Source organism: Methylobacterium sp. 2A (genome assembly GCF_009806555.1).
Lineage (GTDB): Bacteria > Pseudomonadota > Alphaproteobacteria > Rhizobiales > Beijerinckiaceae > Methylobacterium.
In genome coordinates, this window is sequence record NZ_VUOK01000003.1 from 366,832 (window position 1) to 379,995 (window position 13,164).

A 13,164-nucleotide genomic window follows, 5' to 3' on the forward strand; every position below is an offset into this window, starting at 1 on the left:
ACGACCCGGCGTCGATTGATCTGTCGGGTCGTCGGTTCGAGTTCGAAGACAGGTCCGACGACGTCGCACGGGTAGGTCGACGATCGTTGCCAACCGTCGGTGGCGGCTCAGCTGCGGACGTCCTGGTTTGCCTGCGTTGTGGGCGGCAATGCGGTCGCGCGCAGTCCGCCGGATGCTTGCACAAGCAACGGGGCCAGCGTCGGAACGTTATCTCTCGCGCTTGCACCGGATCGAGGAGGGGTGGCTTTCACCAATCGTTAACCATGCCGACGATCAATTGTCCGCGAGGGGCCTCAGTGCACAAGCGGGTTTGATGCATCGATGGGTGAGGTCACGGGGCGCGATCTGGCGATCGGGGGCATGCGGGTGCAGGCAGCGCGCTTGCGAGTCATTATGGAGAATCTCGCTAACGCAGAATCGACGGCGGCCACGCCGGGAGGCGACCCCTATCGACGCAGGCATGTCCTGTTCGAACCCGTCGGCGAGGATCCGTCCCCAAGGCTGCGCGTCGCCGCCAACACGTCGGCCTTTCCGCTCAGGCGGATGGCCGACCACCCTGCCGCGGACGCCGCGGGCTTGGTGAAGTTGCCCAATGTGAACAGCGTTGCGGAAACCATGGATCTCCGCAACGCCATCGGCGCCTACCAAAAGAACCTGGACGTGGTCTCCGCCTTCGAGCGGATCGAGCAAGCGACGATCGACGTCCTGAAAGCTTAGATAGATGTGAGTCGGAGCCGAAGGGCGCCCTCCCTCGGGAGAGCCAACATCCTCGAAGACCGAAGGAATCTCGATTCGAAGTGAGGCCCCGGTCGGCGCCGGTCAGGACCCTGCGGCCTTCCCGATCTTGGCAGAGGAACCAACGGGCCAACTCGGTTCTGGTTGGGAGCCGCTTCCAAGCCGACCGGCAGCTCGACGCTCCCAATCGGCAGGTGCGGCGACAGGGGCCGGACGCGCGGGCCTAACAGCGAAAGGTCGCCCCTGCGTGGCCTGCGTCGACCGGCTGCCGCCCCCCGCCGAGGCGTGGCATCGGGTCTACGAACCGTTCACGGATGTGCGGGCCGCTTTGGGAAGGCGGGTAGGGTTCGTCGACGAGCGCGACCGGCTGTGACCCGAGGAGACCCGACAGGTTTTCCGGGCCCGGGCAGCGCTCGTGACAAGGACGCAGCGAGGGCCGATGCTTGGGCGGACGGAATCGGCCTCGGTCAGCTCCGCCGCGATGATCCGCCGCCCGCCTCGCTGGCCGGTCACGCGAGTTGCGGTTATGTCGCGGGGCCGGAGTCCTAGCCCAGCGGTCGAGAACGGACGTTCGGGCGCCAAGGCCCGTCGGTTCGGTGGCTTGGCCCTGCCAAGCCCGACGCGGACCGCGGCGCGGTGCACGATGGCTGGTTAAGGAGTTCTTGATATGTTCCGTGGCAGGCACGCATGTCGGGATCGATTCGGGGTCGGCTGAGATGGCACGCATAACGCTCGACGGCTTCATCGAGGCGTTCGCCGCCTACCTGATAAAGCGTGGGCGCAACATGGTCAGGTTGAACGATCCCGACGTCCGGGACGGCCTATACCGCGTCTACCTGTTCCTCGATGGGTTCGCCGGCGTGGACGGGGCCGCGGACAAGGATCTGAGGCGCTCGATCGTGAACATCAGGAACGTCTTCAGGCCCAGTCCGATCGGCTCGTTCGATCGTTTCGAGACGCTGCTGCGCGCCAAGCAGGTGTACCTGACGGACCATCCCAACCCGTACTATCAGGACATCGTGATCAAGTTGCCGGCCGAGATGGCCGACCGGATCGTCGCCGGCCTTGACGACGCCACGTCTGATCTCGCCCGGGACAGCGTCGACCGATACCTGGCTGCCGGATGACGTGACGGGCATGGGCGTCAGGCGGATCAAGGAGAGGCTAGACGCGGCGACCGGTTTCTGGCCGGCCCTGCACGGCGCCCTCGACGCCCTCGGCTTCGACGGAGGTTACGTGGAGCGGCTGACCGCGCCGCCGCACGGCGGCCGTCGCAAGTACGTCAAGGATTCGGTCTGGGGCATGATGGACTTCGAGCCGCACGAGCTCGCCATCATCGACTCCCCGCTGCTCCAGCGGCTGCGGCGGATATCCCAGCTCGGCCTGACGTTCCTGACCTATCCCTCGGCCGAGCACAGCCGGTTCTCGCACACGCTGGGCGTCACGCACGTCCTGAAGCGGCTGGTCGCATCCATCAGCGACGCCGCGCGCAGGGAGCCGATCCTGCGGGCCGGCAACGATGAGTACCAGCTCTATGACCCGTCGGCGGACGGTGCTGTCGCACGGAGCCTCGCCCACGCCGCACTGCTCCATGACGTCGGTCACCTCGCGTTCTCGCACGCGGGGGAGACGGCCTTCTCCGCCGGGGCGGGCCTCCTGGTCGGCGGGATGGAGCTGGAGGACTTCATCGCTTGCTTCAGGGAGGAGGGGTTCGAGTCGGGCCTCTCCGAGTGCCTGTCGATCGCCGTCTGCCTGTCGCCCCGCTTCCGGGCGTTCTACGGGCGCGTGCTCGGCGCCGACGACGTCGATGGCCGGCTGCGCGAGATCTGCTGCTTCATCGGCGGCGTGCCGCACGACCCCCGGTACCCCGGCCTGGCCAACCTCATCTCCGGGGCCGCCGTCGACGCCGACAAGATCGACTACCTGAACCGCGACGCCCGCCAATGCGGCATCCCGGTGGGCGTCGACGTGTCACGCGTGTTCCTGAACTCGGCCTTGGTCCGGATCTCGCAGGACCAGGCACTCGCCCTGAGCCGGTCGCGCATCGGCCAGACCGGAGGCGGCCGGTTCTCCGCCGGCGTGCACTTCATCGTCAACTCGTCGGGGATCGACACCTACGACGAGCTCGCCAACGCCAAGGCGGTCCTTTACCAGCGCGTCTACCTGCACCAGCTCACGCGCAACGCCGAGCAGGTCCTGTCCGAGGCCGTCCACGGGGCGATCCGCGATGCGCCCGCGACCGCCGGTCCGGACCCCAGGGACATCTTCACGTGGTTCGGGTACGGCGACGACGAGTTGCTGGCGCGCCTGTCGCGCGAGCGGGGCTCGCGCCAGATCGCCGCCCGGCTGGTCACCCGGGATCTGCCGAAGCGGGCGTTCGTGATCTACCGGGACGCCTGCGAGCCGTTCGTGAGCCTGCGCGACGTGTTCGACGCGGGCGAGTGGGACGTGCACGACGCCCGGGGCGCGCTGGCCGACCTCGAACTGGTCTACCGACGCGCCACGTGCTGGCGCCTGTTCGACCAGCTCGTGCCGGTCGACCCGGTCGAGAGGCCGCGGCGGCTGGCGGAGCTGCGGGACCTGATCCGCCGCGAGGCCATCGCGGTCCGACGCAGCGTCGACCCGGGCTTCGTACCCCCGGCGCCCAACGCGGCCGAGCCCTACGTCGGCCTGTCGCCGCGCTTCGAGCTCAAGCCGATCAACGAGGTGCTCGTCCGCGAGAAGAACTCGATCGGCCACAGCGGCCAGTGGACGAAGTCCGAGGAGCTGTCCAACGCGGACAATCTCGGGCGCGGCGTCGACCACGTCCACGCGGACCGCGAATGGCTCCCCTACGTCGCGGTCGCGTGCACGAAGGTGCTCTACGACCTGCACGCGGGGACCATGGCGTCGTCGATCCCCGACGGGGCGGCAACGGGCGACGGCTCCGCCCGGGAGGGCTTCCCCGTCCGACCGCGCCTGCTTCTGCGCCTGGAAGAGGTCTGCTCGCGCACGGGCGTCGACCACGGCAGGCTGCTCGACGACATGGCGACGGCCGCCCGCGCCGGCTATTTCGGGGCCGCCGAGCGGATCGTGCCGCTCGACGGGGGGTTGCTGCCGCGGTGCGGCACCGTCGCGGCGCGCTACGCCACGTTCCGGGGGGAGGGGGGCTGGCAGGTCAGCCCGGGATCGGTGGCTGCCTTCGTCCGCCAGTTCCCGGTCGGCCTGCGTCCGGAGATGCTGTCCCTGCTGGCGGAAGGGACGATCATCACCCGCGGCGCGGTCGGGCAAGCCTTCGATCGGATGACCGCCGCGTCGCGGGCCCGGGGTGAGGGTGGAATCGTCTTCGCCCGCTTCTCGCCGAACAGCGGCAACGTGACCGGCATCGCACTGGAGCAGGAGCGCCGGGACACCTATCTCGGCGCCGGCCACGGCTTTGTCCGAAATCTGGCCGAGCTTGAGGTCCGCCTGGCGGGTGGTCCGGCCGACTGCGTCGCCTTCGTCGACGACCAGTTCGCCAGCGGCGGCCAGGCCAGCGCCCAGATCCTGCACTGGGCCGGCGTCCCGCGCGAGCGATGGCCCGCCGCGATCCAGGGCGAGCGCAACATCGACATGAGCGCCCCCGGCGACCGGACGCTGGAGCTGCTGCGGTCCGGCAGGGTCAGGCTGATGTTCGTGCACGGCACCGAGTCCGGGCGTACCCGCGTCGTCGAGACCGCGCGGTCCGCGGGCTTCGCCGACCTCGACGTCGTCTTCGACCGACTGATCCCGGCGAGCCCGATCCTGTCGGGACCGTTGCGGGAATTCCTCGCCGAGGTGGGTCGTGGCCTGTTGCGGGCCATCAGGCACGGCGACGCTCCGGTCGACGCCGCGGCGGACGCGGCGCTCGCGGCCGACGCGGTCGGCTACGGCGGCATCGGCAGCGTCATGGTCACGCCCACCAGCGCCCCCTCGCACGCGATCACCGCGCTGTGGTGTCCCGGCGCCTATGCCGGGCAACCCTGGCTCCCCCTGTTCCTCAGGCGCGGGTACCGGAAGCACCTCGTCTTCGGGTAGGCGGCGCCATCCGGCGGTCCCGGGCGTGTCGGCGAGTTCCGTCGTCTCGGTCCGGGCGGACCGAAGTCCCGAGCACGAGCCCGGCCCACGTCGTCGGCCCCGGCGCGGAAGCCGACGCGCTCGACGCTCCGGTCGCGGGTCCAAGTCCGACTCCAACCCACCTTGTCCCCGGAGCCGGGAGCGGGGGCCCGGAGTGGTCATGGCCAAAGCGGGCTCTCGCCTGGCCGCGCCGCGCTTTGATGACGCGTCCGTTCACGCGGCGTGCGGCCGCCTGGATGATCCGGATCGCATCGTCCTCTGCCGAGGATCGTCCTGACATCGTGGCGCCTTATCAACGGGTGAAGCCGACCTCTCGTCGCTACGCCCTCGCGCGACGCCGCGAGCGCCGATGCTGTCTGTGGCCCCGTCACGGTTGTGATCCTGCCACACCGCCCGCGGCGACGGGGTCCGTGTCCCTGATCCCCATTACGGTCGCGGCTTCGCCCTAGGCGAACTTGGGGTGCGCGACCGGTGCGGGCGGCATGACGCTTCGCGCTCGCCGGGCCGCGGGATCTCCCTCCTCCAGCCGAGCGAAGTCGCCGCCAATTCGAGCCCGACGATCCACGAGGAGCGATGCCGTGACGCTGCCGTTACGTATCTCCACCCCGTCGCCGAATGGACGTCACGAGGATGGCGAGGGGTCGTGCTATTGCGACCTCGTCGAGATCAACGATTGGGGCGCATTCGAGATCGTCGAGGCGCTTTCCGGAGAGTTGGCGACGCTTCTGCGACAGAAATCCACGAGCGCCTATCTGGTCCGCACGCATGGCGACATGGAGGTCGGTCCGCCCTTCTGCCATCCCGACGCTGACGATGAGCCGATGTACTGCGCGGTGGACCATCTCGGGAGAATCGAGCGCGATCCCGCGGCGAACGAGGCGCTGTGGCGTTGCGCGAACGCCGCCGTGGAACTTCCCGGGGGGGCACCGGCTCGCCGAGCCCGCCAGAGATCGAGTAACGGACTCGGCGGCGCGCGCGCTCGCGCACGATCGATCCCCCGTTCTCGACGCCGTGGCGGAAAGTGCGGACGGCCTTCGAACGCCCGGCCGAACGAGATCGCGGGCCCGCCGTCGTTCGGGACCATGGCGGACGGCACGACCGAGGGGCGGCGAAACGCTGCCGCTGCGTGTGGGCCCCACGCCGCTGTCGCCGTCGAGACCGGGGTATCCGTCGCCGTCCAGGCGTCGTCGTGGGTCCAAGCCGGATCGGCCGGTCGGCCACGGATGCCACGCCGCGAGCCACGCCAGACATCGACGTTTCGTCAACCAATGGATCGACTACCCGACCCCGCTCAGGCGTCCGTTAAGCCGGGCCGCCGCATCGTGCCGAAGGAAGGATGTCCGGGAGGCGAACATGCAGATGGAGTCGGTCGGGGGCGGGGTTGTCATGGATCCCAGGCCTGGGACCCTGCCGCATTTCGACCTGTTCGCGCGAACGCTCGGTGACATCGACTCGCCGGAAACGATGGCGTGGTGGTCGGATCCCGATTGGAGGGGGCACGTCGCCCTCGCGGTGATCACGGAGCGTGGGAGCGCACGCATCGCCTCCTCCAGTGTGATCCTGGGCGGGGGCAGGCAGGCGGCGCCGACCGCGGGCTCCGGCGATGCCGGAGATAGGCGCGCCTTCCTGAGACGCGAGGTCGAACGTCAGCGCTCGGCGTCGAGATCCGCGATAGACCGTGCCCTGGCGGGATTGGCATTCCGCCCCGACGGGGCGACGTTCCACGTGACGAGTGCTTTTGCACTGCGTACGGTGAAGGCGCATCTCGACGTCGGAAGCGGATGGGCGGGCGGCACAGTTCGTCTGGGGCGGGAGACAGCCCTTCGGGCGGGTGGCGGGGCAGCCTCGCGCAGCGTGCCGGGGGTGGGGGATGGCCACGCATGCGGCGCGAGGGCGGTCGACGCGCTCGCCGACGATCTCGCCACTTGGCTCGAACGCCAGTACTTCCACGACGACTGGAACCCCGACGATACAAGTCAGGCGGCACTGTCCCACGCCCTGGCTGTCATGGTCGCCGCTCACAACGGCGAGATCAGCGACTCCTTGGCGATCGGCCGTGCCGGAAGCCTCCCGGCGCCAAGGTCGTCGGCGGGAGGGGAGACCGGGGCTCAATCGCGGCTGTCCGATCACCACGCAACCGGCCGTGCGGTCACGCCGCTCGAACCCCTGGCATAGGCTCGACGCCCCCCCCAGATAGTGCGACTCACGATCGTCGGGCCGACCGGGCCTCCGAGCCCGCGTCGGTCCAGGGTAGCCGTGGGGCCGTCAGCCACCCCGCGAATGTCGCGATGCGCGGCGCTCGCGGCGTTTCGGACGCTTTCGGGCGTGCTGTCGCGGAGCAGGTCGCCGCAGCCGCCGAGATCAAGGAAGGGATGGACCCGACGGAACCGCCTCTCGGTCCGCTTCATCTCGCAACGATTCGGCCTCGGCGAGGTACTTAGCCCTGATCTGCTCCTCCTGGTGTTCGATGCGCTGAATCCCGACCAAGTGCCCGCAAACCTGGAAGACCAGCTTTTCGATTTCGTTTTCAGGCGAATTTCGGCGCAGCAGCGGACCGAGCGGCTCAGGGGCGGCCAGCAGCCCCTGATGCGTTGGCACCGTCCCGCGAATCAGTTCCTGCCACGCCTCGGGCAGCATCGTTAGTTTGCCCTCGGCTTTCCTCTTGAGCTCATCGGTGAGCCACTTCTCGTTCCTCGTCGGTGTATTGGCGACGAGCCTCGCAAGCTCGGCGAGCCGTTCGTCTCGCTGGGTCACGCGCAGCTCGTCCATGTAGCCGGCATGATCGTTTGCGTAGGCGGTCGCGAGCCCCCGCGCATGGTTGAACGCGGCGTCGATCGCCGGCGGCCGCCTCCTGGGATTGTGGCGCAGCACCACATCGCGGCTGCCGTCCTCGGACCGAAGTACGGTGAACATGACCGTTTGGGAGTGCGGCCGCAGGTAAGGCCTATCCGTCAATGTGTAGGGCAGCGAATCCAAGGGGACGACGCTCACCCACACCTCGTCGCCGAACGCGGCCGCGACGTGGCGCGTCCCGAAAGGAGTTTCGTGTATCTCGACATTCGCGACGCATGTTTCTGTGGCGATGGGCATGGGAACCTCCTGTGTGTCGCAGCGAGGTTCGCGGTTGATCATGCAAGGGACAAACGTCAGGGCGGCGCAAGCGCCATGCAGCTTCAGAGTTTAGCTGCTGACGCCGCGGACGCCTGATGCGTCATTGTCGGGCGCGATCACCGAGCCAGACGGATTGGCCGGGGAGATACGTCGGCTCGACCAGGCGCAACTTCTCTCGCGTGGTCCTGCGGCCGGCGCTGCACCGAGGTGAGCACCTCGACGCGCTCTTGCGCGCACGCCTCGGCAAAACTGAGAGTGCTTCGGGTCATTCTTGGCGATTATGCAAATGCTCCGAAGGGATCGGAGCATCGTGGGGCATATTGCGTGAGTGTAGATGGATGCGACAACCTAAGGGTAACTGATAGATTCGGGCCAACGGCGGAATTGTTCGGTCAGACACACTTTGTCACGATCGCGAGGATCTGGAGACAAACCCGCGATCTATCTTGATCGTCGCGCTTTCGACCGACGCCGAATATGCCAAGGATTACCCCCTGGAGACGGCCGAGGAGGATCGACGCCTCGGCAAAACGGCTCAGAAATACCGAGCCCTGCCGTGCTCGGCCACCCAGCTATCGTAGTCTTCGAGAGCCAGACCGCGTCCGTTTATCCGAACTTTCGAACGTCTCCAGACAATCCGCAGCCGACACGGAGTTTTAGATGATGAAACAAACTGTCGAGTACTTGACGGCCGCATTCATGTTCGTCGCGACAGTATCGAGTGCGACCGCCGCCCTCGCATTCGAGCGTGGCGGCCATGGCGGTGGTCCGGACTGGGGTCGGGCAGGCGACCATGGTTCGCCTCCCGGCGGCGATCGCGCATTCCGAGGGGGTAGTCACGGGTCTGCGAGATTTGGCCTCCATCGCGGTCCTCGCTCCAACACGTTCCTGCCGGCCGTCCCGTTCGCAGGAGGGCGGCAACACCGGCCGCGCCCTCACTAGGACGAACAGACGGTCGGCTACATTCGAGGCGACCGCCGTCTGTCTCGCCTCCGGAACCTGGCGTTCGCGGCAGGTCCAGTTCGTGGGCGAGGTGGGATCGGCCAGTCCGCGCCGTCCTGCAGCATTATGTTCCGTCGCCGCGATGACTACGATCACTTGCCGGATTATATCTTCCGATAAGGCGGTCCAATATGTCACGCCTGTTTGCCGAGACGTGTATTCACCGGTTGATCGTATTGGTGTCGAGCGTCCTGGGGCCGACGACACCGACGGCACTCGCGGTCGGTAGGCAACGAGGGTGACAGTTCGAGCGGAAGCGTCTTCCCCGTCGCTCGCGCGTCACGCTTCATTTTACAAGATGTGGAGAGTCGATGCAGCATGCGGATATTGTGCTTACTGACGCTATGCGATGGCTGCGTTGGTTGCCGGGCTGGGCGCAGAGTGTCGCTCTTGTTCTCGGATGTTTTGTTGTTGTGCTGCCACTTCATCAGTTCGCGTATCGCTTCCTGACACGAGCGTCTCAAGACCGAGGCCTGTTCTGGCGCTCACTCGTTCGACGGACGCAAGGTCCCACCCGTCTCTGCCTCATCATCGTCGCTGTTGGTGCCGCTTCCGCCGTCGCACCGGTGTCCCGGGAGGTCCGGGTCTTGGTGAACCATCTTCTGCTCGTTGGTTTCGTTGCGCTCGCCGGTTGGTGCTGCTGCATCGCGATCCACATCGCTACCGTCATTTACCTGCGGCGATTCAAACTCGACGCTGAAGACAACCTTCTCGCGCGCAAGCACTTCACCCAGGTGCGCCTCCTCGAACGCGCGGCCGTGACGCTCGTGGCGTTGATTACGGTCGCCGTGTGCCTGATGACGTTCGAGCCCGTGCGGCAATACGGCGTAAGCCTTCTGGCCTCGGCGGGAGCCGCGGGCCTGATCCTCGGTCTAGCGATGCAGCCGGTACTCTCGAACCTCGTTGCCGGAATCCAAATCGCGATAACGCAGCCTATCAAGATCGAAGATGCGGTCATCGTTGAGAACGAATGGGGTTGGGTCGAGGAAATCAACTCGACGTACGTGGTTGTTAGGCTTTGGGATTGGCGTCGGCTTGTCGTGCCACTGACATATTTTATTCAAAAGCCATTCCAGAACTGGACGCGCGAGGGTTCGTCGCTCATCGGAAGCGCTTTCCTCTACGTCGACCACACCGCGCCAATCCCAGCCATGCGGAAAAAGCTTGCAGAGATCGCCGCGCAATCAAATCTCTGGGACGGAAAGGTCGTGAATCTCCAGGTCTCAGACGTGCGAGAGAACGTGATTGAAATTCGAATGCTGATGAGCGCTCGCAATGCTTCGCAGGCCTGGGATCTGCGATGTGAAGTCCGGGAGAAGATGGTCGGCTTCCTGCAGGCCGAGCTGCCCAGCGCGCTGCCGCGGTATAGGACGGAATGGCTCCGAATCGATCGTGACCGTCCAACACAGTCAGCAGGCTGCGCCCCGGCACAGTAGTTCGGCGTCGGCGCACTTCACCAACACGCCGCGAACGCTCATCATCTCGTCAATCATCGGGGGCTCTAGGTTTGAGGCAGGTGCTCGCAGCCGAACCTTACCCGGCATTCGCCGATGCCCCCCACCCCCGCGAGCTACACGACCACCCGTGACACGACGGAAGTTCGGATGGGAGCACCGCCGATTCCCATGCTTGGCTTATGTAGCCAACGGACCGGCCAGCCTGCGCTTTGAGGAACGACCACGATCCCGACGCCATATTGACCTTGAGTTGTGCATCAGCCGGTTTAACTTGATCGTCCCCGGCCATGAAACCTCTCGATCCGGTGTTAGATGCATGGGATCGCATGCGCGCCAGCCGCTTCCGTCGCTGTCTGGATTTGAAGAGTGATTGAAGCTGTCGGAACGGAGCACTTATGGCTATCTTGGATCATGCATCCGGTCTACCTTGCCTTGAAGGAACGTGAGATCAATCGCTGGCCGGGCATGCGCTGGACACGATCATAGCACCGCGCCCCTAAGAGCCCGTCCGGTAAGGGTCTGAAGCGGGGTTGAGTGGCCGGGATGGCGATGCTTCCAGGGGGGTGCTGAAGCCTGACTTGGAAGCGCCATGTGGACCCCGACCACCCGGCGGCAGCATAGCCGCGTGGGCCTTCGCTATGAAACCGAACTGACCGACGCCGAGTGGGCGGTGATCGCGCCACTGATGCCGAGGCCGGCGCCCTGTGGTCGGCCTCCGCTCTGGACGACACGGGAGGTCCTGAACGCCATCTTCTACGTTCTGAGAGGTGGGATCTCTTGGCGGATGATCCCCAAGGATCTGCCGCCGCGCTCGACCACGTTCGGCTACGGTGCCTATCGCTGCATCGGCAGCGACGGCCATCGGTTCGATGGGAAGCCGGTCTGCACCAACCGGCCCGTCCGCAGCGATCGCCTTAAGCGCGCTGTCTGGACCGAGGTCGAGGCCATCTTGAACGATCCCGCGCGGGTGGCCCACGAATACCAGCAACGCTTAGCTGCGGTGAGCGCCAGGGTGGGCAGTGCCGCGGACTTGGGCGAGGCGGAGCGCCGGATCGCCACACTCCGGCGCGGGATCGGTCGGCTCATCGACGGTTATGCTGAGGGCGTGATCGAACGGAGCGAGTTCGAGCCGCGCATCGCCGATCTGAGGGGGTCGGGTGGCGCAACTGGAGGAGCAGCGCGAGGAGATCCGGGCTGCGAGCGAAGCCGAGCGCGAACTGACCTTGATTGTTGGCCAGTTGGAGCTCTTCTCCGCTCGCGTGCGCGAGAGCCTCAACGTTCTGGACTGGACGGCCAAGCGCGATGTTCTTCGTCTCATGGTTCGGCGCATCGAGATCGATGATGGCCACATCGAGATCGTCTTCCGCGTGCCACCACCCCCGAGCGGGCCGGATCAGGCCGACGCTCGCAGAGGGCAACGTTGTACAGCGGACCGTTGAGAGGTTCTTCGCCTGGATCAGCCGCAATCGACGCCTCTGGAAGGATCCGGAAGCGACACTCGCCTCCGCACGAGCCTTCCTCTACGCCGCAGCCGTCATGATCCTCGTCAGGCGCCTCGCCCGATCAGCCTGACTTCTCGGACGGACTCTAAGGAGCCGGATGGCCGCCGCGGTACAACTTCGTGCGCCTTGCCGCGGGGTCTGACGCGCCGGGGCAATTTATTCTGATCATATTCGTGGGATGGGTAGCTTTTTCCGCGGGACGGGGGTGTGTAATTTAAACAGGGTTTTGCCTAACCCCTTTTTGGCATTGGGAATTTGTCAGCCGCCGGGGGCAGTTTTTTCCAACTCCCTACAGCCGGCCGGAAGCCGCCTTCGACATGCTGCAATTCGGCCTGCGCCTCGGCGCCCGGCCGCGCAACCTCGTCACCACCACGCCGCGGCCGGTTCCGCTGATCCGCCGCCTGCTCGCCGACCCGCGCACCGTGGTGAGCCGCGCCCGCACCCGCGACAACGCCGACCACCTCGCGCCGGATTTCCTGGAGCGCGTGGTCGGGCGCTACGCCGGCACGCGCCTCGGCCGCCAGGAGCTCGACGGCGAGCTGATCGAGGATCGGGACGACGCCCTGTGGGACCGCGCCGGCCTCGAAGCCGGCCGGGTCGCCGCCGCGCCGGAACTCGGGCGGATCGTCGTGGCGGTCGATCCGCCCGCGACCTCGGGGGCGCGCTCGGATGCCTGCGGGATCGTGGCGGCGGGGCGCGCGGGGGATCACGCCTACGTGCTGGCCGATGCGAGCCTGCCCCGCGCCACGCCGCAGGCCTGGGCCGGGGCGGCGCTGGCGCTCTACCACCGCCTCGCCGCGGATGCCCTGGTGGTCGAGGTCAACCAGGGCGGCGAGATGGCGGCCGCCGTCCTGGCGCAGTGCGATCCGGCCGTGCCGGTGACCCGGGTCCACGCCACGCGGGGGAAGTACCTGCGGGCCGAGCCGGTCTCGCTGCTCTACGCCCGCTTCCTCGTCCACCATGTCGGGGCGTTCCCCGCCCTGGAGGACGAGCTGTGCGATTTCGGGCCGGACGGCCTGTCCGGCGGGACCTCGCCCGACCGGCTCGACGCCCTGGTCTGGGCGCTCACGCATCTGATGCTGGAGACGCGGGCGGAACCGCGGATCCGGCGGCTGTGAGATGAATTGCCGGCCGCGCGGGCCCAAAACAATACGGCGCGCCTCCGTGGGAAGCGCGCCGAGAGGCGGTTCGTGGTCTCAGGAACGAACTGCATGCTGTATACACGATTGCGTGTGCCTCACTGTGGCGTCCGCACCACGGTCGCGGATGCAGCGCGGCTTGGA

At 67.0% G+C, this 13,164-nt stretch carries 7 protein-coding genes and 3 pseudogenes; 9 read left to right on the forward strand and 1 reads right to left on the reverse strand.

The genetic code is table 11. The features are described from left to right. The first annotated feature begins 321 nt into the window (after positions 1-321). The 4 genes from FVE89_RS01890 to FVE89_RS01905 all read left to right on the forward strand — a co-directional run bounded on the left by FVE89_RS01890 (position 322) and on the right by FVE89_RS01905 (position 6,984). The gene (locus FVE89_RS01890; protein WP_024828371.1) at positions 322-717 is read left to right on the forward strand and encodes a hypothetical protein; all 396 of its coding nucleotides are present in this window, start codon (positions 322-324) and stop codon (positions 715-717) included. A gap of 734 nt (positions 718-1,451) precedes the next feature. Then, a complete protein-coding gene (locus tag FVE89_RS01895) occupies positions 1,452-1,862 on the forward strand; it encodes a hypothetical protein (protein WP_024828370.1) in 411 nt (136 codons plus the stop codon). Next, positions 1,801-4,770: a hypothetical protein gene (locus FVE89_RS01900; RefSeq protein WP_133250924.1), complete on the forward strand. Its 2,970-nt coding sequence runs from the start codon at positions 1,801-1,803 to the stop codon at positions 4,768-4,770. Before FVE89_RS01895 ends, FVE89_RS01900 begins: the two co-directional genes overlap by 62 nt. A 1,392-nt stretch (positions 4,771-6,162) precedes the next feature. Beyond that, a complete protein-coding gene (locus FVE89_RS01905; protein ID WP_071000299.1) occupies positions 6,163-6,984 on the forward strand; it encodes a hypothetical protein in 822 nt (273 codons plus the stop codon). A gap of 186 nt (positions 6,985-7,170) precedes the next feature. On the opposite strand, the gene FVE89_RS01910 is transcribed toward FVE89_RS01905, so the two are convergent. Next, complete coding sequence (locus FVE89_RS01910) at positions 7,171-7,899, reverse strand: hypothetical protein (protein WP_043074887.1); 729 nt, start codon at positions 7,897-7,899, stop codon at positions 7,171-7,173. Positions 7,900-9,266: 1,367 nt separating this feature from the next. Here FVE89_RS01910 and FVE89_RS01915 point away from each other — a divergent pair. The 5 genes and pseudogenes from FVE89_RS01915 to FVE89_RS01930 all read left to right on the forward strand — a co-directional run. Continuing rightward, complete coding sequence (locus tag FVE89_RS01915; RefSeq protein WP_236962057.1) at positions 9,267-10,358, forward strand: mechanosensitive ion channel family protein; 1,092 nt, start codon at positions 9,267-9,269, stop codon at positions 10,356-10,358. A gap of 610 nt (positions 10,359-10,968) precedes the next feature. After that, positions 10,969-11,208, forward strand: a pseudogene (locus FVE89_RS01920) (transposase); the annotation flags it as partial. A 328-nt stretch (positions 11,209-11,536) separates the two neighbouring features. Then, positions 11,537-11,818, forward strand: a complete 282-nt coding sequence (locus FVE89_RS30410; protein ID WP_043074888.1) for a hypothetical protein — start codon at positions 11,537-11,539, stop codon at positions 11,816-11,818. After that, positions 11,814-11,951, forward strand: a pseudogene (locus tag FVE89_RS01925) (IS5/IS1182 family transposase); the annotation flags it as partial. The gene FVE89_RS30410 and the pseudogene FVE89_RS01925, both read left to right, overlap by 5 nt. A gap of 232 nt (positions 11,952-12,183) precedes the next feature. Continuing rightward, positions 12,184-12,999: pseudogene (locus FVE89_RS01930) on the forward strand (ATP-binding protein); the annotation flags it as partial. Positions 13,000-13,164: the final 165 nt, after the last annotated feature.

Coding starts and splice junctions, on each gene's coding strand:
- FVE89_RS01895 (WP_024828370.1), top strand. CDS start 1,452: ATGGCACGCATAACGCTCGACGGCTTCATCGAGGCGTTCGCCGCCTAC.
- FVE89_RS01910 (WP_043074887.1), bottom strand. CDS start 7,899: ATGCCCATCGCCACAGAAACATGCGTCGCGAATGTCGAGATACACGAA.
- FVE89_RS01915 (WP_236962057.1), top strand. CDS start 9,267: ATGCGATGGCTGCGTTGGTTGCCGGGCTGGGCGCAGAGTGTCGCTCTT.
- FVE89_RS01905 (WP_071000299.1), top strand. CDS start 6,163: ATGCAGATGGAGTCGGTCGGGGGCGGGGTTGTCATGGATCCCAGGCCT.
- FVE89_RS01890 (WP_024828371.1), top strand. CDS start 322: ATGGGTGAGGTCACGGGGCGCGATCTGGCGATCGGGGGCATGCGGGTG.